This is a genomic window from Corynebacterium sp. UMB10321 (assembly GCF_030228725.1).
Lineage (GTDB): Bacteria > Actinomycetota > Actinomycetes > Mycobacteriales > Mycobacteriaceae > Corynebacterium > Corynebacterium pseudogenitalium.
The window spans coordinates 520,932-542,127 of record NZ_JASOZC010000001.1 but is presented as its reverse complement, the minus strand read 5'-3'; the positions used below and the strand labels follow the sequence as shown (position 1 = coordinate 542,127).

Sequence of the window (21,196 nt, the reverse complement as noted above, 5' to 3'; positions counted from 1 at the left end):
TAACCCCCTCCGCACCCGAAGGGCAGCCGCCGCAACACCCCTGGCAGGCTTCTGCCGGCCGCCCGAGCGCCTTCCAGCACCGGCGCAACCACCGGGAAGCACACAAACTCTCTAGTCAGAGTGTGTTTCGGTGGTTCACGCCGCCTTTATCAAACTCGACGTCTTTGGCTCCATGAATACGTGTGTGGCGAGACTGTCGCGGAACTCCTGGAGCTTCCTCACACTGGTTGACTTCGAGTTGATGAGGCGATCGGCTTCTTCGCGGAGCTCGTCGAGACATAGCGGGCCGAGCGTCTTCAAGATGTTCTTCTCAGACGTGTAGTGCTCACCGTCGTCGCGGCGAGCCTCCTTCGACTTCACCAGTTGGAAAAGCGAGCCGAAGATTGCCGGGGAGATGTTGGTCCACTGGAACCGGCAGGCAACCAGGATCGCGTCGCGCATCTCCGGGGTGAAGAACTGGGTGGGCATGATGGTTTCAAACAGCGTGCCGTTCACGTACGGGAACGCAGCCATGGAGTCTGGGACGCGGCGGCGACGCTCCTCCGGTGTATTGAGCACCTCGAACAAACCGGCAAGCTGCGTGCCGAGGTTCTCACTGTTGGTGTGCTCAAGAATGAAACGATAAAACAGGTCCTGCTCCCACAACCCGGCATCATCGCCGAAGAGGAGAAACAGCAGGCGCGTGAGGAACATGGATGTTTCCTGCACCGCGAGCTCCTCGTCCTGCATGTAGGTGGGGGCTGCGTCGCCGACTGCTTCGTCGACGTCGTCGCCGACCATGGCGGTAAACAGGTTCGCCATGATCTTTGATGCGGCGATCGAAGCCTGCGTCTGCTCAACGTGCGTGAGCTTATCCTCGTAGCCCGCCAGGAACTTGAGTTCGTCGACGTGATCCGTGATCTCCTCAAGTGGGAACTCGATGTTGAATCGAGTTTCTGGATCGCCCAGACGCATGAGCCTGATGCGGTAGAAGTCCGTGGCGATGATGTAGCGGGGTTGTTCGGCGTCGTTGACGGTGCCGCCGAGGAGGTAGTCGCGGGCTTGGTCGATTGCTACTTGTAAGTCGACGCCTGGTTTCTTGGCTTCGCCGATGACGACGCCGGGCCAGAAGAGGTCGATGTAGCCGCGTTGACCGCTTGAGGCGCGCTTCGCGTCCTGCTCAAACAAGTCCATGCGCGAGGCGGTGATGCCGAAGCATGCGAGGAGTTCTGCCCAGTACGACTGTGCGTATTTGCGTTCTAGTGCGCCTTCGTCGAGTGAGCGCCACCCATCGAGGCGTTCGTTCCAACGGTGTTTGAAGCTGTCGAGGTTGCGGCGCATGGTGGCGCGATCAAGACGCGGAGCAGTTGTCACAGAACTCATACGGGTAGCTTATCGGAGGCACCCGACATGCGAGCGGGCGATCGTCGATAAGTCTGGGGCCTCAGCCCCAGAGAACTTCTGCTTTGGGGCTCAACGCGCTTCAACGCCGGCGTTTCAAATGCCCTTTAGCAATTGGCATTCCAACTGGTCTGTCAAAGCCGATTTCATGACCATGGCTCTAGCTTTTGGGTCCACGTCAGGTCATAATTTGAAGCATCATTTTCCCTATAAAAAGAGGAGAACCATGCCGCTACAGCAAACAGCCATCGTGATCCCTGAGGCGATTGCACAAGGATTGAAAACAGGTGAACTCATTCGCAACGGTAGTGTAGTCCGCAACAGTGCCGGCCAGATCGTTAAACATTTGGCAGAAGTGACGATTGAGCCTAACACCGCCGAGAAAGCAGTAAACACTGTGCGACTCGTAGCTGGACGTGGAATTGAACTGACCCGGAAATACCCAATAGTTGCTGGCGCGATTGGTCTTACGGCTCTCGTTGCAGGTGGAACGATGGCCACGCTATCTGTCAGAAGCAAGAAGGCCAAGATTCAAGAACGCGTAAATATAGAGGACCGATTTGCAGCAGCGGCCACCGCCTGGTTTGACGCCGCCGCTGCAGGAGCGGTGACCTCCGACACGGTCTCAGAACTTGAGGAGGCGTGGGAAGAATACAACGATTCGAATAAGGAGTGGCATGCTCAGCCCAACAATCTAGCGATAAGCCTTATGCAATCGGTTCAAACCTGGAACTCACAGAACGGGCTGAGCACCAACTTGCCTGCCACACCCCACGACTCAACTGACGATACCGTCGTGAATCTCAGCGAGTATCTGGCAGCCCAGCGAAAGTTTCTAGGCGAGGCCGAGGGTCGCGGCGTCGCTAGTGCTTGAGCTACGCCAATGTACTCGTGAACGACCCCATCGGCCGCCAAGCTGGGCAGCCGGTGGTGTGCCCAAAGCGGGAGTGGCCAGCCGACTCGGTATCGGGCAAAGGACCTTTTTTAAATTCCTTGCGGGAGGCGCCGAGTAAACGTCCTCTTTCCTCGTGGTCGCTCCTATTCCCGCTCTTCGCTGTTGTAGCGCTCAATGAGGCGCCCAAGGAAACTGATGATGACTGCGGTAGTTAAATACCCGCTGACCACAATGCTAAACCAGCCATCGCCCATCCCACTGCGAAATATGTTGTACATCAGAAAAACGGGTACTGGTAAAATCATCGCAACTAAGAAGCGGTATGCAGAAAGCACGTTTCGCTCAGTGAATAAGTGGACTAGGAATCCAACTACCAAGATGCAAAAGCACACGAATAGCGCGGTTAATGCACCTGAACCTAAAATCGCAAAGACCATGTTTCTCTCCTAATTCTTCTTTTGGGGTAATTGGTGCGAGGCTCTAGGTCCTAGCTTCCTCTGAACGAGACCTTTCTTCCGCAAGTCGTCGTTCGACTTTCACATTGGACGTATAAAGAGCTTCCGTAAAAGCGAGATCCCCGCCTTCCACAATCTCTCGTGCGGACTCGGCGACGATGAGCATCGAGCTGTTCTTCGTCCGGACCCCGAGGCCAAACGAAAAGTAGAGGGCTGGCTTGTCCACAGGCATGGGAACGAAATCCCAAACACCATCAACCTGGTCGATATACCAGCACCCCAACAGGTAAGCAATTGCTTTCTGACGCTCCTCTTCGCCGAGGTCCGAATCGCGAATCCGCTCCACTGAGCTCCGCGGGAAAGCGACTCCCCGGAGATTGGTGACATCCATATCTGCCAAGACCAGAGGAGGCTGCAGAGTCTGGTATTCGACAAGCAGGGCGCGCGACTCTTTGTCAATCTTCTTCAGGCGCGGCGCGTAAGAATCAGCGAGGAAATAGCTGGAGTGTACGTCGGTGCTCATGAGGCTGCATCCTCCTAGGTTTCATGCCGGTGCTGGTGCCACTTTAATCCCGCACCCATATTCGATTCGACCCATAAGCAAAATCCAGCAAATCGCTCCAGGTAGCAGGAACGAAATGTTTCGTATCAGCTCTCATCCAAGTGATGCGATCCGGATCCTCAAAACTGAGTGTTTGAAGAAACGAATCGCCAGCAATTTCGTACGCCCACAAATCATGGACATTCTCATACTCGACCGAATCTTGTTGAAACGTTCCCTCGGGCTGAAAGAGGGTTTCAAACCCCACGAAGGTGGTCCCAGTCGACGTTTCCACTTCCAAAATGAGATATAAAAACGTATCAATCCAAGCGGCAGCCCCATGAAACTTCGGCAAATCCACGGCACCCTCAACCCTAGAATCGCTTTCGCTCAACGCATCCCTATTGAGGATGTCCGCCAAATAGTTTGCAGCGGCCTTTAAATCGAATTGATGCTCTGCGGCTGTTGCCATTTCCGTAAATCCAAAGTGGGAACTTCTGCAGCGTATACGCCCGCGCGTCACCAGATGCTAACACGTGCCTTATCGAATACGCGCCACCCAGCATGCGCCCAGCACGGTGGTCGAACTGCATCGCACTCCTTAAGCACCTCGACACGAGCAAACCCCTGCAGATCAATCGAGCTACAGCACCTTTTGGCCCCAAGCAAGAATCGGAACGCCCAGTGAAATCCCCTTGCCCACTGATATGTACAAGATGTACATTTACGATATGGAAATAAAATCAGTGGCATCCAGCGAGTTCCGCAATTCGCAGAGCCAGCTATTAGAGGAAGCGCAGCGCACACCTGTCGTTATCACCAGCCGGGGCAGCCGCGCTCGCGCAGTTGTCGTCTCTCCTACATTCTTTGCCCGCGCTGTCGAAGCTCTCGAGGACCTGGAAGACATCCGCGCCGCCGAAATTGCTCGGCAAGAGAGCGAGGAAATCTCGTTTGAGGACCTCAAAAAGGAACTCGGCTTCGCGTAAAGCTCGGTTATGTCAAACGCCACTTATCGCATCACCTTCAAATCTTCTGCTGCGAAGGAACTAGGCAAACTCGACAAGCAGACCCAGAAGCGTATCCGCGTCGAGCATCACCGCGTTGTATACGAGATCGCAGACGCTAGATGCTCGGCCTCAGTGCAACCCAGCCCGTGCGGCCAGCACCTGGGCCGTCACCGAGCGCGAATCCGGGTCCACGCCCTGCTGAGCGACTGCCGCCGGCGTCCCTGTGGCCAGGATCTGACCACCTTCGTCGCCGGCGCCTGGGCCGACGTCGATAATGTGATCGGCCTGCGCGACCACCCGCAGGTCGTGCTCGACGACGACCACCGTGGCGCCGTCGTCGACAAGGCGACGCAGCTGGGCGAGCAACAGATCAACGTCCGCCGGGTGCAGGCCGGTCGTCGGCTCGTCAAGGAGGTACAGGCTGTGCTTGCGGCTGGAGCCGCGCTGCATCTCGGAGGCCAGCTTGATGCGCTGCGCCTCCCCGCCCGAAAGCTCCGGGGACCCCTGCCCCAGCCGCAGATAGCCCAGGCCGAGCGCGTGCAAGAATTCGACAGAGCGCAGAATCTTCGACTCCTCGGCGAAAACCTCCAGCGCCTCGTCCACGGTCAGGGCCAAGATATCCGCGATGCTGCGGCCGTTCCACTGCACCTCAAGGATCTCCGGCTTGTAGCGCTTGCCGTGGCAGGCCGGGCAAGTGGTGTACGTGCCGGGCAGGAACACCAGCTCGACCTCGATGCTGCCCGCACCGTCGCACTCCGGGCAGCGGCCCTTCGTCGTGTTATAGGAAAAGTCCGACACCGACATGCCCCGCCGCTTGGCCTCTGGGGTCGCGGCGAAGAGCTTGCGGACGTGATCGAACAGCCCCGTGTACGTCGCGACGGTGGAGCGTACCGTGCGCCCAATCGGCTTCTGAGTGATGTGCACCAACCTGCGGATCTTATCGACGCCCTCTACGTTGTCCACCCTGAAATCCTCAGAGGGATCTGAACCTGCCGTGAGCTCAGCATCCACATCCCCGTCCGAGGCCTCCTCGGCGCCGACCACCTGCTTGGCAGAGCGGGACACCACGTCCGCCAGCACCCCGATGACCAGGGTGGATTTGCCAGAACCAGATACGCCCGTGACCGCGGTCAGTGCTCCCAGCGGGAAGTCCACGTCGGCCCCATCGAAGGCGCGTGCGTGCACGCCGCGCAGGCCGATGGATTCACCGGTACCGGCAGGGGTGTCCGTCAGCTCGGGGAATTTCTCGTTCAAAGCGGCAGCCGTGGGCGAGCTCAGCTCACCGGCGTTGGCCCGGAACTGGCTAGTCGGGCCGGAGAACACCAGCTCCCCGCCGCGCTCCCCTGCGCGGGGGCCGATGTCCACAATCCAATCGCATCCCGCCACCAGGGACATATCGTGCTCCACCAAAAGCACCGAATTACCCGCGTCGATGAAGCGCTGGAGCAACTCGGAGACCGCCTCGCGCTCCACGACGTGCAAGCCCGCCGAGGGCTCATCCAACACATAGGTCGTGCCGAATAAGCTCGAGTTCAACTGGGATGCCAACCGCAGGCGCTGGTGCTCGCCGGCAGACAAGCTCCGTGCCGGACGGGAGAGGCTTAAGTGCCCCAGCCCCAGCTCAATCGCCGCGCGCACCGTGGGCAGCACCTGATCCAACAGCAGCTCTTCGGCCTCGTCGTGCTCGTTCCACTCCTGCTCCGTGATGCCGCCCAAGCGCTCCAGGTGGTCTTCCAGCACAACCAATACGTCCTTCAACGCCAACGCGTTGAACTCGTCGATGGCGTAGCCAGCGTAGGTGACTTGCAGGGTATCCGGCTGGAAACCGCGGCCCTGGCACGTCGGGCACGTCGATGAGTGCATGAAGGACAGCACCCGACGACGGTTCTTATCCGACTCCGTCTCCGCCAACGTGTCAGTCAGGTAGGTAGCAACCGAGCGCCACTTGCCCTTATACGACCCATGCACGGCGTTTTCGTCTCGCACCGGGTGGACGGTCACCACCGGCTGCTCGTCCGTGAACAGGATCCAGTCGCGGTCCTTCTGCGGAAGATCCCGCCACGGGACGTCCAGCGGGTAGCCGAGGGTGCCCAGGATGTCCCGGAAGTTCTTCCCCAACCACGCCCCCGGCCATGCGGCGATCGCGCCGTCCCAGATGGACAGGCTGGGATCCGGCACCATCGACTCCTCCGTCGGCTGGTGCACGGTACCAGTGCCCTGGCACTCGGGGCACATGCCGGCCGTGGTGTTGGGAGAGAAGGCGTCGGAGTCGAGCCTGCCGTATTCCAGCCGCTCGCGCATGCCGTCCGGGTAGCTGCCGGAGCGGGAAAAGAGCAGCCGGATACTATTCGACATATTCGAGATCGTGCCCACGGAAGAGCGCGCTCCACCCAGGGTGGTGGACTGCTGCAGCGCCACTGTCGGCGGCAGCCCCGCGACCGAGCCGACGCGCGGGTTGACCGCGCCACCGATCAGACGCCGCGCAAACGGCGAGACGGACTCCAGGTAGCGGCGCTGTGCCTCCCCATGAATCGTGCCGAAGGCCAGACTGGACTTGCCCGACCCCGACACACCGGTGACCGCCACGAGGGTATCCCGAGGCAGGTCGACGTCGATGTGTTTCAGGTTGTGCAGGTGCGCATCACGCACCCGAATCATTGGATCGTGACCCGCACGCGCCGAAACGTGCGCAGCCGGGGACTCGGACGTGGAGTGAATCATGGTGGCCACCCTACCGTGTGGGCTGCTCCCCTATCTGGCGAGGTAGCTGATCGCTTTGGACGCGGCCCGGGACGATCTTCCAGGTATAACAGCCTCTTCGGAAAACCTCCGCCGAAGCAATCACTGGCCATATAAAGAAAAGTCGCAAATCTTTGCGATAGAAAACACGCTGAGATACCCCTCTGACCAGCGCTGACTCAAACACAGAATGCCAATATGCCGTCCCGTCAGCATAACTCCATGCCGCCATGTCGGCATGCCTGCATAGCATTACCCAAAAAGTAGAAGGGAGTAACGATGACCACACCACAGATTCAATTTCACGGTTACCCGAAGCGACCAGTACCAGACATCCTGGGAGGATCGGATTGGGACGTTCCGATGGTCGATCGCGACAGCGACTCGATCTTTCTGCTCGTGGAGTACCTGAAGATAACCGATCCGGAGAACGCGAACGAGCCGACCGCGTACAAGATGGTGTCCCAACTCAACCAGGAGCACACAGAATTGGAGCGCAAAGCGATCGACGTACTGCGCTCGACACCGGGCATTCAACAGGACAAGGATCAATCCCTGTACCGAATAATGTTCCAGTTTTTGCAGTACCAAGTAGGACAGCTCGTGATTAAAGCCTTGGAAGCGACGGGAGGGAACGCAACGAGGCTGGTAGGAATGATGCGCTGGCACAATCCAGGGATCGCACCAGCAGAAACGAACGACGCAGTGATGAAGACTACCGTGGAGGAAGCACTGAAAACGTTGGGCAAAGACCACAGCCCGCAGGCTGTCGAGGAACTTTGGCGGCAGCTGAACCAACAGGTCGATCTGTTGTCGCAGACTCGGAGAGCGCAGCGATTAGCGGGATGGGCGGAGGACATCCAGAGCCTTCCGGACAGCAGCGACGAGATGAAACGAATCTTCCTGCAGGATCAGAACGAAGCCGCCTGGACGGTAATCGACCAACATCTGACGGAGCCGATCAACGCGCTGATGGAGCAGCAGGAAGAAGAGGATCCCTGGGCGGTGGACTGGGACAGTTAAGCGGGGTTGTCGATACCGCAACTCGTTCTGGCACACCGGTTCGGTTTGACCGGTCAAGCTTGGAACGGGTTGCGTCCTCGCCGCGAGCGCGCGTCGAAGCCAACATTGAGGCAATACGTCCCGCGCAGCACGGAATACACGGTGCGCTCAATATCGTGTGCGCTCATGACTGCCCTGCTTCAAATTGCTCGAACGCGTGTTTTGCCTCAATAAGATGGATACGACGAACCGCCTCCTCAACGACTTCGCCTACAACGCTCCTAACATCGCCCGTGCCCAGGAGAGCGTTGACAGCATCAATCTGTTCATCCGTCACTTCGTCGTCGACACCCGCAGGAACCTGGTAATACTTGGCCAACAAGTACCTAGAAAGGTCTTCTGTCAACGCGTTCAATCGCTGAAACTGCGCTCCAAGGGTTTCCGGCCCCAAAAGCCGCACTGCTTGGTCAATGCCAAAGACCTGCCACCCGCTTGCATCCGCCTTGCTGTCATCTCCTCCCCATGTTGCCGCGCACTCGGCGATATGTGATACGAGCAATTCTTTGGTTCGGTGCTTAATCAGGCTCCATGCCCGTGGCGACACACCGTTAAAAGCCCTGCTCATTGACACAATGTGTTCATTAATCGTGGTTGTTTTCATCATGGCAATACTCCATCTGCGAATGCTTGTCTATATTTAGACGCTGGAGACCGCGTCTCGGTTCCCAACGCTATTGCTCGAAGATCGAGTGTGGGCGTAAGCGACATTTTGTGTGTATATGTCTATCTGGTTTCCCGGGATGGCCTCGGCCAACAACCAGATATGGTTTTCAAAACAGTTCCATTTGCCCGTTTTGAGAAATCAACACCGAATGACGTCTGGTGTGTGGTATGGAGTCTGCGGGCAGCACAGGAACCCCAGCGAGATCAAGGACTCTAAGGAACTAGAACCAGCCGCCTGTGCGTTGGGCGGTCGCATATAGCCAGGGGGACGAGCAAAGCCCTTGACGTGCACAATTCTGGTCGCATAGAGGTATCGGGGGTTCCGGTCGACCTCATTGCATCGACCAACCCAGGTCAGCGGTGATTTGGATGATTTTGGGGCTATTTTGCCGATTTTGCGCTGACCTGCGTTGGTAAACCGGAGTAGGTCGACGGGAAGAGGTCGACGGGCCGAAAGAATTCGATACCGGCATTGATCATCAGTGGAACCCCAGCTTAGGCGTGAGAAAAGGGTGGGCTGGACGCAGCTAAACACACACAAAATGTCCCTTATCGCGACACACCGTAAAAACACACAAAATGTCCCTTAAGCCCCTAACAGGATGTCGCCAGGGTCAGTGTCCAGCGACAGCGCTAAAACCGCTCTAATTCAGCGAAAATCGAAGAATTAGAGCGGTGTTTTTTGAAGCGTCCTGGGTTCAGATTCAGGTAACTCAAGGATGAGTGTGAATCCGGGGTTTGTGTCTTTGAGAAGGCCCTTTAGAAGCCTTCAAGTACTTCGTAGAGGGCGGTGGCTAGGGTTAGTCGCCGTCGCTAGCTGTGCTTGGCTGTTAATGTCATGTCGACCAACTGCAGGAAGCGTATAACGTAGTCTTTGACAAAGCCTGCGGTGCCTTCATTGAGATGGCCGGAGTCTTCGAAGAGGGTGGGGGATTGGCCAAGGAATACCTCGGGCTGACCAGGAAGCGGCATATCGAAGTAGGACAGGGCGAGCCGGAGGTTCTTCTGTGAACTGTAGCCGCCCATGCGGCCTACAGAGTGACTGATGATACCTGCGGGAAGGTTCTTCCAAGCCACATCCGAGTTGGGCTTGGAACCGATGTCCACTGCATTCTTGAGACAGGCAGGGATAGTACGGTTATTTTCCGGGGTAACAAAGAGGACGCCGCTCGAGTTCTTGATGGTGTCGCGGAAAGTGGTGTACTCAGCTGGAATGGGCTTGTCCGTGACCGAGGGGTCATCGTAGTCGAAGTCATAGAGCGGCAAGTCACGGATTTCAACGATGTCTGCCTGGTAGTTTTCAGGGATCATTGTGAGCACTTCGTGTGCAATCTTGCGCGCAAATGAGCCGCGGCGCAGGCTGCCGACGATAACACTAATGCGTGGGGTGGTCATAGGAAGTCCTTTCTTCTTAGTTGGGCGTAGGTACGTGCGATCAAGGGAGAAAAGGCTTGCAGCCAAAGGCAGGCGGTGGCCCGGCGGCGTGGGCGGCAGTAAGAAAGTTATCCACTTTGTCTTCTTCATGGCGGAAGTACAGTTCGATGAGTCCTAACAGTCCCCCGAGGACGGCCTCCCGTGCGGCGGACGTATCCAAAAGCCGCATGGCTGCTGGTTGGTTTCCTTCGCGGATGGCTTCAAACAGCGCGATGGTCTCAAGCCAGCTTCCTTGGTCTGGTCGTGGAAACGGTTTAGAAATCCCAGTCATCATCACTCGTTTCTTCAGCGGTGCCAATGACATAGGAGGAACCGGAGCCGGAGAAGAAGTCATGGTTTTCATCTGCTCCAGGTGCTAGGGCAGCGAGGATTTCCGGGTTCACTTCCGTTTCTTCAGGTGGGAAGTAGTCCGGGTAGCCCAAATTCATGAGCGCCTTATTGGCGTTATAGCGAACGAATACAGCTACATCATCCATGAGCCCCAACGGCTCATATAGCTCGCCGGAATAATCCAGCTCTAGGGCATAAAGCTCTTCGAGCAAGGAAATAGTGAAATCATGCATCTCCTGTTGCCGTTGTGGAGCAGACGTTTCCAGTCCGCGCTGGTACTTGTAGCCTGAGTAGTAACCGTGCACTGCCTTGTCACGCAGAATGAGGCGAATCATGTCTGCCGTATTTGTCAGGGTGGCGTGGACGGAAAAATGCAGGGGAAGATAGAAACCCGCGTAGAGAAGCAGCGAGGAAAGCAGCGTCGATGACACTTTGCGCTTGAGTGGATCGGGCCCAAAATAATGAGTGAGCACTTTTTTGGCGCGTGCCTGGAGAAGGTCATTATTCACCGCCCAGCGGTATGCCTCATCAATTTCTTTCGTACTGCTCAAAGTAGAAAACACTGAAGAGTAAGAACGGGCATGGACTGATTGCATGAAGGCGATGTTGGTATACACGGCCTCCTCGTGCTCGGTGCGGGCATCTTGGATCTGACAGATTTCGCCCACAGTGGCCTGGACGGTGTCCAGGGTGGTGAGTCCCGTGAACACCCGCATGGTGAGGTTGCGTTCCTCCGGTGTCATCCTCTGCCACGCCGGGAGATCGTTTGAAAGTGGAACCTTTTCTGGCAACCAAAAGTTGGCGGTGAGGCGGTTCCACACTTCAAGATCCTTCTCATCGCTCACCCGATTCCAATTGATGGCGCGGATGCGGGCTGAAGGGTCATGCCGGTAACTTGGCGGCGTAACTGAGATGCTGGTTAGCTCAGCAGTGTTTGATGTTGAAGACATAGCTTCTTTCTTTCTTGATGGATGGTTGTGAATGAAGGAAGGACCGTGTTCCTACAGAGCACAGGAAACGCAGCCTTCGACCTCGGTTCCCTGGAGTGCAGGTTGGCGTAAACGGATGTAGTACAAGGTCTTGATTCCGGCTTTCCAGGCATAGATTTGTGCCTTGTTGATGTCCCGCGTAGTGGTGTCAGCGGTGAAGAACAAAGTCAGGGAAAGCCCTTGGTCCACGTGTTGGGTGGCCATAGCGTAGGTGTCGATGATTTTTTTGTACCCCACGGTGTAGGAGTCATCGAAATACTCCAAGTTGTCGTTGGTCATTTCCGGTGCGGGGTAGTACACGCGCCCCAAGCGGCCTTCCTTGCGTATTTCAATCTTGGAGGCAATCGGGTGTATGGACGCGGTGGAGTCATTGATGTAGGAAATTGATCCAGTGGGTGGAACTGCCTGCAAGTAGGCGTTGTAGATGCCGTCTTGCATCACTTGGTTCTTGAGCCGTAGCCAATCCTCGCGTTGAGGAATCTGCACGCCAGCCTCATGGAATAGCTGTTTTACGTGGTCAGTGGCCGGCGCCCAGTCTTGGTCGATGTACTTGTCGAAGTAGACGCCAGTGGCATAGGTGGATTCTTCAAAGCCAGTGAATCGTTGACCTTTCTCAACCGCTAGCGCATGGGATGCACGGAGCGCATGATAGGTCACGGTCAGGAAATAGATATTTGTAAAGTCCAGTGCTTCGGCGCAGCCATAAGGAATACGCTTGGAAGCCAGGAAACCGTGGAGATTCATTTGGCCCAACCCGATGGCATGCATGGATGCATTACCGTGAGCGATGGAAGGAACAGCTTCGATATTTGTTAGGTCTGAGACCTTCGTGAGAGCGCGCACCGCGGTTTCAACAGTTTCCCCAAAGTCCGGTGATTCAAAAGCTTTAGCGATGTTGAGCGACCCTAGATTGCAGGAAATGTCCTGGCCAACGGTGGTGTAGTTACCTGAGGCGCCGTAGGTGGATGGCGTGTTGACCTGGAGGATCTCACTACACAGATTGGACATATTGATATGTCCTTTGAGGGGATTAGCGCGGTTGACCGTATCCTCAAAGAGTATGTAGGGGTATCCAGATTCAAACTGAAGCTCAGCCAGCGTGGTGAAAAACTCGCGGGCCTTGATAGTCGTATGAGAAATTCGCGGATTGGAAACCAGCTCGTCGTAATACTCGGTGATAGACATGTCAGACATGGCTACGCCGTACTCGCGAGCGATGTCATACGGGCTAAAAAGATGCATATCCTTGTTCTCTTTGGCCAGCTGGAAGGTTATATCTGGAATAACAACTCCCAGCGAAAGAGTCTTAATGCGGACTTTCTCATCGGCATTTTCCCGCTTGGTATCCAGGAAACGAAGAATATCTGGATGGTGCGCATGTAGGTAGACGGCTCCAGCGCCCTGTCGAGCGCCCAATTGGTTGGCATAGCTGAAGCTATCTTCCAGAATTTTCATAACTGGGACTACGCCGGAAGCTTGGTTCTCAATCCTTTTGATTGGGGCTCCGGATTCGCGCAGATTGCTCAGTAACAAGGCCACACCACCGCCGCGTTTTGAAAGCTGCAGTGCAGAGTTCACGCTGCGGCCAATGCTTTCCAAATTGTCTTCGATGCGAAGGAGGAAGCAGGAGACCATTTCGCCACGCTGGGCTTTTCCTGCGTTGAGAAAAGTAGGGGTGGCGGGCTGGAAGCGTCCGGTCATGATGTCATCCACCAGCTTCTCCGCAAGCTCTTCATCGCCCTGTGCAAGGTACAAAGCTGTGGTGGCGACGCGTTCTTCGTAGCCTTCCAGAAATCGCGAGCCATCAAAGGTTTTCAGTGCGTATGAAGTAAAGAACTTAAATGCGCCGAGGAAAGTGCGGAACTGATGCTTGGCTCGGTGGGCTCTGTCGTACATAGTGCACAGAAAATCGTCATCATAAAGCTCAAGGAATTCCCGCTCGTAGTATTCGTTATCAACCAACCACTCCAAGCGCTGCTTGGTGGATTCAAACTGATGCATGCGGGGAGTGACATGGTGCGCTAAAAAGTCTTGTGTTGCCTCAATGTCCTTGTCGAACTGGATTCTTCCCGAATCGTCGAATAGGTTCAGCTGCGCGTTGAGTGCATGGTAGCTCTTGCGCTTACCGACACCGCCGGCATCGTCTGCTGAAGCGGTGCGGGGCGTAGGGCCAATGGGCTGTGTGGGGGTGGCCTTAAGTGGCGGCATTGTGGTTTCCAATCTGTGTGTTGCGGATGTGGTCTTCATTTTGTGGGAAATCAATGGGGTGTAATTGTTAGTTGCTTTGCTGCTCCCAAAACTTGTGAAGGCCCTGCTTTACAGCGGCAACGTCCTTCTGCGTGCCGAGTAGCTCGAAGTGATACAGCTCTGGAACGTGGCACTTAGCGGAAATGATGCGGCCGGCGACGCAGTAAGCGCTTCCGAAGTTGGTATTGCCTGAGGTAATCACGCCCCGGATAAAGGAACGGTTGATTGGGTCATTGAGGAAGTCGATGACCTGTTTGGGGACTGCGCGTTTGAGCGAGCCACCGCCGTAGGTTGGAACGATGAGTACGTACGGGTGTGAAACCTGGATCATTCCGGTTTTCTTGGGCCGCAGTGGAATGCGCACTGCGGGTCTATCTAAGCGTTCGACGAATCTTTTTGTGTTTTCAGAAACGCTAGAAAAGTACACCAAATCTGGTGAGTCTGACATGACAATCCTGCTCATCCTGGCCTTAGCCATAAGTGGGATAGGTGATGATCGAAAAGATTAACTACGTACTACCGTAGTTGCAAACTACGCCGCACCGTAGTTTTTAAAAGGGCAGGTAGGGACAGGATTAATGAGAAAGGGAAAGACTACAGGCTGTGGTGTGCTACAAACACTGCGTCCGTAGCTGGGCGCCCAAGTACTACCCACTGAGTACTGTCGGCTACCTGTACTTCGAGCGATTCTGAAAAGGGCGTTCCTTCGCGCGTGGTAAGAACAGCCCCAATGACGATGCCTTGCTCTTTGAGGAAGGCCAGCAGTTGTGGGTCGGAATCAGAAATGCGTTCCACGGTCACCTGCGGTTGTGCGCCGCTGTCGGTGAGACGGTGCGCACTGGGGATAGTGACCTGTCCATCAACCGTAGGGATAGGGTCGCCGTGTGGATCCCTAGTGGGGTAATTGAGGAACTTATCCACGCGCTCTATGAGCATGTCAGACACCGCGTGTTCAAGATTTTCGGCTTCATCATGGACCTCGTCCCACGTATAATCCAATGCTTGAACCAAAAAAGACTCAAGCAATCGGTGGCGGCGCACCATGACCAATGCGTACTGCCTGCCAAGTTCGGTTAACTCCACAGAGCCATAGGGCGTGTGTGACACGAGCCCTTGCTTCGACATTTTGCGCACTGCATCGGAGACCGAGGAGAGCTTGAGTCCCAGCTGTTTCGCTATAAGTGTGGCGGTAACGGGCTCGGATGACCATTCCTTTAGCCCCCAGATAGCTTTCAAATAGTTCTGGGTACTGGTGGACAGCTCAGAAACAGACATGAGTAAATGTTAACCCAGCTTCCGTATGCGCCTTAGGCGCTGTGCCCCAACGCTCATAGCGAACAGAGGCCAAGTTTGAGAGGAATGCCGGTAAGGTGGGGCCAGTTAAAGCATTCTTCACTTGAAGGAGAACCACTAATGTCTGAGAAGATTTCAATGAACTTGAAGTGCGCCAGCGTAGTGCGTAATGGAATGGCTAGTACACAGTGCAGTAAAACAGCGCATGTAATGGCTCATGTAATGCACTGTGTAGAGACAGAGCGTCTGGAGCAGGAGTATCAGCGCTCCCGTACTGGACGGCGACGGCGTTATGCGTGGTCTGTGCTGAAAAAATAACCCCGCAGGTTTCCCTGCGGGGTGTTGTTGCAACTAGAACGGCACTTCTTCAGAGTCATTAGCAGCAGCGTTATCTGCGCTGTTCTCGCGGCGTGCTGCTCGTGCCTCAGACTCCTTCTTGGAGTCGATCAGCTGCACAGTGTCGATGCGCGCTACCAGCGGATAGTGCTTGTTGCCGTCCTTATCGGTGTAGTTGTCAGTCTTCAGCGAGTAGCTCACTGCAACGCGATCACCAGCGCCGATGCATCCGAAGACGCCGAGGTTCTTGGCGTCAGCCACGTAGCCAGTGAGTTCGACAATCTCTGATTCCACCTTGCCTGTGGACTTGTTCTTGAACGTATTACGTGCGTAGACGTTGAGCTTCACCGTCGCACCGCCGTTTGCGTGCTCAAAGATCTTCGGCTCGCGTGCTGCGTTGCCAACGATGGTGCCATTGTTAAACGGGTTGGACATTGTGATTTCTCCTTATATGAGTGAGTGTGTGATTGTCTTTCAATTGTGTGTTTGAGCAGCGGCTTTGCTGCTGCTGTAAGTGCTGTTACAGCACTGCCCAGGGCAGATGTGCCCCTGCTGCTTCCAGGTCGCGTAGCTCTTGTGCGGCACCCGGATCGGCGTCTTCGCCATCCATGCCGTCAGACATGAGGTAGAGCAGCTCTAGGTCTTCGTGGGTGTAGTGGTACATGGCGTGCCTCCGTGTCGTGGATTGATTCTCAATCCGTTCTTTGAGACAGCTCTGCTGTCTAGAGACCTCTCCCCTGCTCGGTGGAGATTTCCTTCTTCCCTGGTCACGGCGTGGGTAGAAAAGAAAAACCCCGCTACAGCAACTGCTGCAACGGGGTGTGAAGTACTAGTTTTCGAACAACTGCACGCGAGCCTGAGCACCGCCCTCGTGAACCACTTCTGCGAGACGACTGCCCTCGCCAATGTCGATTAACTTCGCCACCAGCGACGGGAACGTCTCTTTGCTGCTGATCTCGGTGGCCCTGTGTGCGGCAACGCCAGCCAGACCCGTCTGGCCGGTTGCCTGGGCCAGCACGGCGACAGTGGCCGTAAGCTGTGCCCTCATCCCAGGCCAGTGAGCCGGTACAGCGCGCATCACCTGCTCAGCGAACTTGAGACCTGCTTGTGGCTCCTCAAGCAGCGCAGCAAGCAATGGATCACGCAAGCGCGGTGTCGTGAAGCACTTCAGCGCAGATCGGATAGCACGCGCACTCGGCTGCGTCATCCCCGCCGCTGCCTGCTCGTACTCACGCTGCAGTACGTCTCGGAAGATGGGTGGAACATACGCCAGCGCGTCTTCGATGATGTCTTCATGCTCTGCGGCGTCGATGTCGTGCTCGGTGCTGTTCAGCCTGTTCTCAATCTCTTCACGCGAGAGCGCTGGGAGATCGCCGGTCTGCTCAAGCAACTGCTGTAGCGCTGCTGAGGCGTGGATGTTGCTGATTCTGCCCGCCTGTGGCTCACATGAGTTTGGGTGCAAGTACATCGCACACCAGGCAGTACCAGCGGTGATTTCTGACGTTTGAATGACCGCCAGTACCTCACTGCGCAGCGGGGAATCCTCGCTACAGAGGAAGTGCGCCGCTGCATCTGCTTCAACCATGTCGTCGGTGATGACGTACGCCGCAACAGCGTCGAGATCCAGCGTCTCAGTCCATGCTGCGAGCTTCTCACGATCCTCGGTGAGCTGTTGGATCGCTCCGTCGAGATCAAGCCGGGCAAGTGGCCCGAGGCTCAGGCTGTGCGTGTCGCTGTCTTGTTTGAAAAACGCGAACACCAGCGAGTCCTGCGGGTAGAAGCCCAGGATGCCGGGGATGTTTGCGAGAATCTCGCCGTGAGAGGTAAGTGTCTGCGAATAGTTGGACATGAAACACTCCTTGCCAAATACGGGATGTGTAAGGTCAGTCCCGTATTTGGTCCCGGCTCTGCCGGGCGGTGTTACCACCGCCCGGCAGCACCCCAGCGTGCTCAGTGCGTCGCTAGTGCTCACCTGGTGCTTGCTTGCAGGACACAAGCACTAGCGGCGCAGCCTGTGCTTAAGCGTCTGCTTCGATACGCTCAATAGCGCGGTAAATCGTTGGCCTGGACACGTTGAACGTCCTCGCCACTGCACTCACGGACTTACCACCATCGATGAGTTCTTTTGCGACTTGTGCCTGTTCGTCGCTGAGCTTGGGCTTCGGCCCGGCTACCCTGCCCTGCGCACGGGCGTGAGCCACGCCTTCACGGGTGCGCTGAACAAGCAGGTCACGCTCCCACTCAGCCAAGCTGGCCATGACGTTGATAACCACTTTGTCGGTGGGCTTCGACGTGTCCAGCGCTGGCTCCAACACCTTGACGTTGATTTTGCGTGCAGCCAGGTCGGCGATGGTGTTCACGGTATCTGCGAGGCTGCGGCCGAGCCTGTCGAGGCGCGTAACAACGAGCGTGTCGTCGGGGCGCATGTATGCGAGAGCATCGTCGAGGCCAGGTCGCTGCCAGTTGGTGCCGGAGATGGTGTCTGAGTAGATGTGGTCCGGGTCGCAGCCAGCGTCGATGAGCGCCTCGCGCTGGGTATCAAGTGACTGCCCCTGCTTGGACGTTGAGACACGGGCGTAGCCGATGAGCATGGTTAATCACCGACTTTAAGCGTTGCCCTTGGCACGGTTGTGCGACTTGCAGAGCAGCTCACAGTTGCTCTCCTCGGTCGATCCACCCTTGGACCACGCAGTGACGTGATCAGCGTCCATTTCTTTAAGCGCCCAGATCTTTGCTTTCTTCTCATCGTGACCGATAGCGCAATACGAGCAGTTGGAGACACCCTTCTGTTTTGCAGCATCAGTCTGGCGCTTGTAGACGCGCTTCTTCACCGCTTCAGTGAAGACACGTACGTTAAGTAGTTTGGTGTCTGTCTTGCCGCCAAGCAGGTACTCGTAGATACCCTTCTTGGACTGAATTTGCGGGTCAGACAGCAGCTCCTTTGCAGCAGCCGTCATCTCAGTCGCGTTGTAGCCCTGGCCGCCGTACTGCTCATACAGAGTGTTCCATTCGATGCCTCGCATGGACGTGTCTGTCATTTTGAACACACTTGCTGCCCAGTCGATAACTGCAGTGAAGTAAGTCTGTAGTTCGTTGCAGTTATCGTCTTCACGGTGCTTTGCCATGTAGCTGTCGATGGTGGTGCCTTCACGCTGAGCGATCCAGTCAAGGGCTACCTCAAGCACCTCCTGGCGAGCAGGGTCGCCTTTTACGAAGTTCGACCATTTCGACATGACCGCAGAGCCGGAGTTGGAAAAGACCTTCTTAGCAGCATCAACGAATGGGCCAGAGTACACGGCGTTACGCAGCTCTTGGGCTGTCAGCGGCACACCAACGATGTTGATGGTCTTGAACCACTCCTTGATCTCAGACTCAGTGCCATTGCAGTCGTAGATAAGCAGCTCAGTCTCAAGGATCTGCTCTTGCTGGTGCTCACTCAGCGACGAGAAGTACTGTTCGTTGCCGTCGGTATCTTTGACGACGAACAAGTCCTTGAAGAAACGGCCGATAGAGGTAATACGCTGCTGGCCGTCAAGGATCTCGAACTTGTCTTCGTCCTGCTTGGGCTGGTTGAAGTAAATCAGCCCCAGCGGATAGCCCTTGAGCAGCGAGTCAATGACGGCAACATCTTTCTTACCGTCGTTGTAGATGTAGTTGCGCTGGTACTCAGGCTGGATGGTGAGGTTGCCAGCCAAACCGTACAGACCTTTGCCTTCGAGTTCGTTGTAGTGGAATCCGTCAACGATGTCACGGATCTTGCGGGGGTTGAGTTTTGCTTCCATGGCTTAAGACTCCTTGACATTGGGGTTGCGGTGGCGGATAAGAACTCTGCAATACGGTTTAGTAAAGAATTGTCCGTCGACCTCGTAGTACGTCACGTCTTGAGGCTCTGTGTCATGCGGTATGGCGGCACCGTCATTAAGCTTGCCCACCCGAGATCTAACGCCGTTCTTGCTGACCTGAATCTGGGTTGGATAGTTCTTGAGCTTCAACCCCGAATGATCGTCCCATGCCTGCGTGATCCCAAGGATTTCAAACTGGTCTGGGCTGTACTTATCGAGGAACGAGATGGGAACACCCATCATGTCGTTGTAATCGTTGGGGATTGCTTTGGTCTCCGGTACTTCTATCGCGTCGTAATTGTCGTACTTTGGATACCTCACGTTTCGGACCGTCTTTGAACCGTAGATCAGGTTGTCCTCCATCGACATGAGCACGAGCTGTTCATGTCGGCGTCCATGCTCAATGTTGGTAAACCATCTAACACCCTTTACATGGACGAATTTATTCCCCTGTTCATCCACACGCTGACCTGCAGCGGTAAGCGGGTAACTTTCGGGTACACGAAATTCGCGATCACCACTTGAGATTGAGGGGCCGTACCAAACCTTGTTGTCTTTGAAAAGCGGGAATACCTCTTTATAGGTAACTGCGTTCATGTTCCCGATAACGGAGAACTGGACGTCGCCATCAATCAGCCACGCAAGGAACTCGCGGAATAGGGAGAACGGTGGGTTGGTGATAACGATGTCGGCTTCATCGCGGAGTTTCGTGACCTCTTCAGAACGGAAATCGCCGTCGCCTTCAAGATAATCCCACTGGAGGTCTTCTTTGTTAAGGCGCCCGTCATCGTTAAGGTCCTTGCCCTGTTCCATGACGTAAATGCGTCCCCGGAGCCAAGTGTCGTCTTCGTTGAACTTCTCGTCCTGGTCCTCACCAAGTGCGAAGTCCAGCAGCATCTGCCCCTTCTCAGTCACGGCTGGGTTTGATGCTGGCACATAAGACGTAGAGACCAGCTTCTTCAAGCCGAACTTCTCAAAGTTCAGTGCAAAGTACTTGGTGAAGTTACTTGCCCCGGGTCGTCACACGGCAGCAGAACTGTCTTACCTCTGAATACGTCGGGATCGTATTCGAGATAGGCTTGCATCTCGTTTTCAATGTCATTCCACTGCGTGTAGAACTCGTCCTTCTTGGCAGTCTTGGCTGTGCCTAAGTTAGTATTGCCGCCCATTGCCTACATCACCTTGTAGATTGATTCAGTCTTCATCCGGCAGTGAAGAATGAGAGAACCCGGGTGAAGCAAGGTTCTCAGATAGCGGAAGACCCCGGGGAGCAGGGGGGATTGCTCGACCCAGGGCCTTCGGACGCCTGCGGAGCAGGAACCCACCCCAGCGTCATCACGAAACTATCATTTGTACAAGCAGCGTGCAGGTCTTACGCGTTAGGGATGACTACTACGTCAGTCAATTTGTCGATTTTGCTGATGAGCTCTTCCTCAATTTTGTAGATCTGGCGGTATCTTTTTGCGAGAGCCTTTTGGCGGTCCAGGAGGTGTGCCCAATTGGATTACAAGTACCTACACACTTGATCGGTGCTGCACGTTTCAGGGTCCGGGTGTGCGGCGTCCTGTCTGAGGTCCGCGATAGTGTCGCGCAGCACGGAGAGCTGCGCGATCTGCTGCTCGATCTCAGCGAGGCGCATGTCAAGCAGGTCGCGCACGTGCTCGCAGGGCGCCTGGCCGCCGTCGCGGATGTCGAGGATCTGGCGGATCTGGGCGAGGGTCAGCCCGGCGGCCTGGCCCCGGTGGATGAACCCGACCCGACCCACGGCATCCTCGGCGTAGTCCCGATAGCCGGAGGCCAATCGCTCGGCCGGAGGGAGCAGCCCCGACTCCTCGTAGAACCGCAGGGTCTTGGTCGTGGTTCCGGTTGCTTCCGCAAGCTGTCCGATCCTCATGTTCGCCGATTCCCTTCCAATGGCCACCACACTTGACTTGACCTTCCATTGTACTGGAAGGTTCACAATGGTTCCATAGGAACTTTTGA

At 55.9% G+C, this 21,196-nt stretch carries 21 protein-coding genes and 1 pseudogene; 3 read left to right on the top strand and 19 right to left on the bottom strand.

The genetic code is table 11. The features are described from left to right. Window positions 1–135: 135 nt before the first annotated feature. The gene (locus QP752_RS02675) at window positions 136–1,362 is read right to left on the bottom strand and encodes a type IIL restriction-modification enzyme MmeI (protein ID WP_284804262.1); all 1,227 of its coding nucleotides are present in this window, start codon (window positions 1,360–1,362) and stop codon (window positions 136–138) included. A gap of 244 nt (window positions 1,363–1,606) precedes the next feature. On the opposite strand from QP752_RS02675, the gene QP752_RS02670 reads away from it, so the two are divergent. Further along, on the top strand, window positions 1,607–2,254 hold the full coding sequence (locus QP752_RS02670) for a hypothetical protein (RefSeq protein ID WP_256060159.1): 648 nt from the start codon (window positions 1,607–1,609) through the stop codon (window positions 2,252–2,254). A 164-nt stretch (window positions 2,255–2,418) separates the two neighbouring features. Here QP752_RS02670 and QP752_RS02665 read toward each other — a convergent pair whose 3' ends face one another. Genes QP752_RS02665 through QP752_RS02655 form a run of 3 tightly spaced genes read right to left on the bottom strand, consistent with a single transcriptional unit; the run spans window position 2,419 to window position 3,743 of the window. Beyond that, the gene (locus QP752_RS02665; protein WP_071569253.1) at window positions 2,419–2,712 is read right to left on the bottom strand and encodes a hypothetical protein; all 294 of its coding nucleotides are present in this window, start codon (window positions 2,710–2,712) and stop codon (window positions 2,419–2,421) included. 43 nt (window positions 2,713–2,755) lie between these two features. Continuing rightward, a complete protein-coding gene (locus tag QP752_RS02660; protein WP_071569254.1) occupies window positions 2,756–3,253 on the bottom strand; it encodes a hypothetical protein in 498 nt (165 codons plus the stop codon). A gap of 43 nt (window positions 3,254–3,296) precedes the next feature. Beyond that, complete coding sequence (locus QP752_RS02655) at window positions 3,297–3,743, bottom strand: hypothetical protein (RefSeq protein WP_071569255.1); 447 nt, start codon at window positions 3,741–3,743, stop codon at window positions 3,297–3,299. A 259-nt stretch (window positions 3,744–4,002) separates the two neighbouring features. Between QP752_RS02655 and QP752_RS02650 the strand changes: the two genes are divergently transcribed. Then, a complete protein-coding gene (locus tag QP752_RS02650) occupies window positions 4,003–4,257 on the top strand; it encodes a type II toxin-antitoxin system prevent-host-death family antitoxin (RefSeq protein WP_070363564.1) in 255 nt (84 codons plus the stop codon). Between the two features lie 150 nt (window positions 4,258–4,407). Here QP752_RS02650 and QP752_RS02645 read toward each other — a convergent pair whose 3' ends face one another. Next, window positions 4,408–6,999, bottom strand: coding sequence for an excinuclease ABC subunit UvrA (locus QP752_RS02645; RefSeq protein ID WP_284804256.1), 2,592 nt, complete (start codon window positions 6,997–6,999; stop codon window positions 4,408–4,410). 297 nt (window positions 7,000–7,296) lie between these two features. On the opposite strand from QP752_RS02645, the gene QP752_RS02640 reads away from it, so the two are divergent. Then, the gene (locus QP752_RS02640) at window positions 7,297–8,040 is read left to right on the top strand and encodes a hypothetical protein (RefSeq protein ID WP_145945261.1); all 744 of its coding nucleotides are present in this window, start codon (window positions 7,297–7,299) and stop codon (window positions 8,038–8,040) included. Window positions 8,041–8,203: 163 nt separating this feature from the next. Here QP752_RS02640 and QP752_RS02635 read toward each other — a convergent pair whose 3' ends face one another. From QP752_RS02635 to QP752_RS02570, 14 genes and pseudogenes are all read right to left on the bottom strand, one after another. Beyond that, the gene (locus tag QP752_RS02635; RefSeq protein ID WP_071572895.1) at window positions 8,204–8,683 is read right to left on the bottom strand and encodes a hypothetical protein; all 480 of its coding nucleotides are present in this window, start codon (window positions 8,681–8,683) and stop codon (window positions 8,204–8,206) included. An 872-nt stretch (window positions 8,684–9,555) separates the two neighbouring features. Beyond that, on the bottom strand, window positions 9,556–10,137 hold the full coding sequence (locus tag QP752_RS02630) for an NADPH-dependent FMN reductase (RefSeq protein ID WP_022862715.1): 582 nt from the start codon (window positions 10,135–10,137) through the stop codon (window positions 9,556–9,558). Between the two features lie 40 nt (window positions 10,138–10,177). Next, window positions 10,178–10,450 carry a hypothetical protein gene (locus tag QP752_RS02625; RefSeq protein WP_133065267.1) on the bottom strand — a complete coding sequence of 91 codons (273 nt, stop codon included), beginning with the start codon at window positions 10,448–10,450 and terminating at the stop codon, window positions 10,178–10,180. Beyond that, the gene (nrdF, locus tag QP752_RS02620) at window positions 10,431–11,456 is read right to left on the bottom strand and encodes a class 1b ribonucleoside-diphosphate reductase subunit beta (RefSeq protein WP_034666259.1); all 1,026 of its coding nucleotides are present in this window, start codon (window positions 11,454–11,456) and stop codon (window positions 10,431–10,433) included. Before nrdF ends, QP752_RS02625 begins: the two co-directional genes overlap by 20 nt. A 51-nt stretch (window positions 11,457–11,507) precedes the next feature. Continuing rightward, complete coding sequence (gene nrdE, locus QP752_RS02615; protein WP_070362917.1) at window positions 11,508–13,703, bottom strand: class 1b ribonucleoside-diphosphate reductase subunit alpha; 2,196 nt, start codon at window positions 13,701–13,703, stop codon at window positions 11,508–11,510. A gap of 67 nt (window positions 13,704–13,770) precedes the next feature. Then, entirely contained in the window at window positions 13,771–14,220 is a 450-nt protein-coding gene (gene nrdI / locus QP752_RS02610; RefSeq protein ID WP_052093126.1) for a class Ib ribonucleoside-diphosphate reductase assembly flavoprotein NrdI, read from the bottom strand. A 116-nt stretch (window positions 14,221–14,336) separates the two neighbouring features. Continuing rightward, window positions 14,337–15,017, bottom strand: a complete 681-nt coding sequence (locus QP752_RS02605; RefSeq protein WP_022862719.1) for a metal-dependent transcriptional regulator — start codon at window positions 15,015–15,017, stop codon at window positions 14,337–14,339. A 369-nt stretch (window positions 15,018–15,386) separates the two neighbouring features. Then, window positions 15,387–15,806, bottom strand: a complete 420-nt coding sequence (locus QP752_RS02600; RefSeq protein ID WP_070362918.1) for a single-stranded DNA-binding protein — start codon at window positions 15,804–15,806, stop codon at window positions 15,387–15,389. 85 nt (window positions 15,807–15,891) lie between these two features. Then, the gene (locus tag QP752_RS02595; RefSeq protein ID WP_165482993.1) at window positions 15,892–16,035 is read right to left on the bottom strand and encodes a hypothetical protein; all 144 of its coding nucleotides are present in this window, start codon (window positions 16,033–16,035) and stop codon (window positions 15,892–15,894) included. A gap of 165 nt (window positions 16,036–16,200) precedes the next feature. Further along, the gene (locus QP752_RS02590; RefSeq protein ID WP_284804253.1) at window positions 16,201–17,220 is read right to left on the bottom strand and encodes a DUF4192 family protein; all 1,020 of its coding nucleotides are present in this window, start codon (window positions 17,218–17,220) and stop codon (window positions 16,201–16,203) included. Between the two features lie 169 nt (window positions 17,221–17,389). Continuing rightward, a complete protein-coding gene (locus tag QP752_RS02585; RefSeq protein ID WP_070362920.1) occupies window positions 17,390–17,962 on the bottom strand; it encodes a recombinase family protein in 573 nt (190 codons plus the stop codon). A 15-nt stretch (window positions 17,963–17,977) separates the two neighbouring features. Continuing rightward, a complete protein-coding gene (locus QP752_RS02580) occupies window positions 17,978–19,153 on the bottom strand; it encodes a DUF262 domain-containing protein (RefSeq protein ID WP_071572894.1) in 1,176 nt (391 codons plus the stop codon). A gap of 3 nt (window positions 19,154–19,156) precedes the next feature. Beyond that, window positions 19,157–20,382, bottom strand: a pseudogene (locus tag QP752_RS02575) (adenine-specific methyltransferase EcoRI family protein). A 335-nt stretch (window positions 20,383–20,717) separates the two neighbouring features. Then, window positions 20,718–21,107: a heavy metal-responsive transcriptional regulator gene (locus tag QP752_RS02570; protein ID WP_071572943.1), complete on the bottom strand. Its 390-nt coding sequence runs from the start codon at window positions 21,105–21,107 to the stop codon at window positions 20,718–20,720. Window positions 21,108–21,196: the final 89 nt, after the last annotated feature.

Bases quoted from the DNA above. Each gene is read 5' to 3' on its own strand.
- QP752_RS02675 (WP_284804262.1), bottom strand. From the start codon at position 1,362: ATGAGTTCTGTGACAACTGCTCCGCGTCTTGATCGCGCCACCATGCGC.
- QP752_RS02670 (WP_256060159.1), top strand. From the start codon at position 1,607: ATGCCGCTACAGCAAACAGCCATCGTGATCCCTGAGGCGATTGCACAA.
- QP752_RS02665 (WP_071569253.1), bottom strand. From the start codon at position 2,712: ATGGTCTTTGCGATTTTAGGTTCAGGTGCATTAACCGCGCTATTCGTG.
- QP752_RS02660 (WP_071569254.1), bottom strand. From the start codon at position 3,253: ATGAGCACCGACGTACACTCCAGCTATTTCCTCGCTGATTCTTACGCG.
- QP752_RS02655 (WP_071569255.1), bottom strand. From the start codon at position 3,743: ATGGCAACAGCCGCAGAGCATCAATTCGATTTAAAGGCCGCTGCAAAC.
- QP752_RS02650 (WP_070363564.1), top strand. From the start codon at position 4,003: ATGGAAATAAAATCAGTGGCATCCAGCGAGTTCCGCAATTCGCAGAGC.
- QP752_RS02645 (WP_284804256.1), bottom strand. From the start codon at position 6,999: ATGATTCACTCCACGTCCGAGTCCCCGGCTGCGCACGTTTCGGCGCGT.
- QP752_RS02640 (WP_145945261.1), top strand. From the start codon at position 7,297: ATGACCACACCACAGATTCAATTTCACGGTTACCCGAAGCGACCAGTA.
- QP752_RS02635 (WP_071572895.1), bottom strand. From the start codon at position 8,683: ATGATGAAAACAACCACGATTAATGAACACATTGTGTCAATGAGCAGG.
- QP752_RS02630 (WP_022862715.1), bottom strand. From the start codon at position 10,137: ATGACCACCCCACGCATTAGTGTTATCGTCGGCAGCCTGCGCCGCGGC.
- QP752_RS02625 (WP_133065267.1), bottom strand. From the start codon at position 10,450: ATGATGACTGGGATTTCTAAACCGTTTCCACGACCAGACCAAGGAAGC.
- nrdF (WP_034666259.1), bottom strand. From the start codon at position 11,456: ATGTCTTCAACATCAAACACTGCTGAGCTAACCAGCATCTCAGTTACG.
- nrdE (WP_070362917.1), bottom strand. From the start codon at position 13,703: ATGCCGCCACTTAAGGCCACCCCCACACAGCCCATTGGCCCTACGCCC.
- nrdI (WP_052093126.1), bottom strand. From the start codon at position 14,220: ATGGCTAAGGCCAGGATGAGCAGGATTGTCATGTCAGACTCACCAGAT.
- QP752_RS02605 (WP_022862719.1), bottom strand. From the start codon at position 15,017: ATGTCTGTTTCTGAGCTGTCCACCAGTACCCAGAACTATTTGAAAGCT.
- QP752_RS02600 (WP_070362918.1), bottom strand. From the start codon at position 15,806: ATGTCCAACCCGTTTAACAATGGCACCATCGTTGGCAACGCAGCACGC.
- QP752_RS02595 (WP_165482993.1), bottom strand. From the start codon at position 16,035: ATGTACCACTACACCCACGAAGACCTAGAGCTGCTCTACCTCATGTCT.
- QP752_RS02590 (WP_284804253.1), bottom strand. From the start codon at position 17,220: ATGTCCAACTATTCGCAGACACTTACCTCTCACGGCGAGATTCTCGCA.
- QP752_RS02585 (WP_070362920.1), bottom strand. From the start codon at position 17,962: ATGCTCATCGGCTACGCCCGTGTCTCAACGTCCAAGCAGGGGCAGTCA.
- QP752_RS02580 (WP_071572894.1), bottom strand. From the start codon at position 19,153: ATGGAAGCAAAACTCAACCCCCGCAAGATCCGTGACATCGTTGACGGA.
- QP752_RS02570 (WP_071572943.1), bottom strand. From the start codon at position 21,107: ATGAGGATCGGACAGCTTGCGGAAGCAACCGGAACCACGACCAAGACC.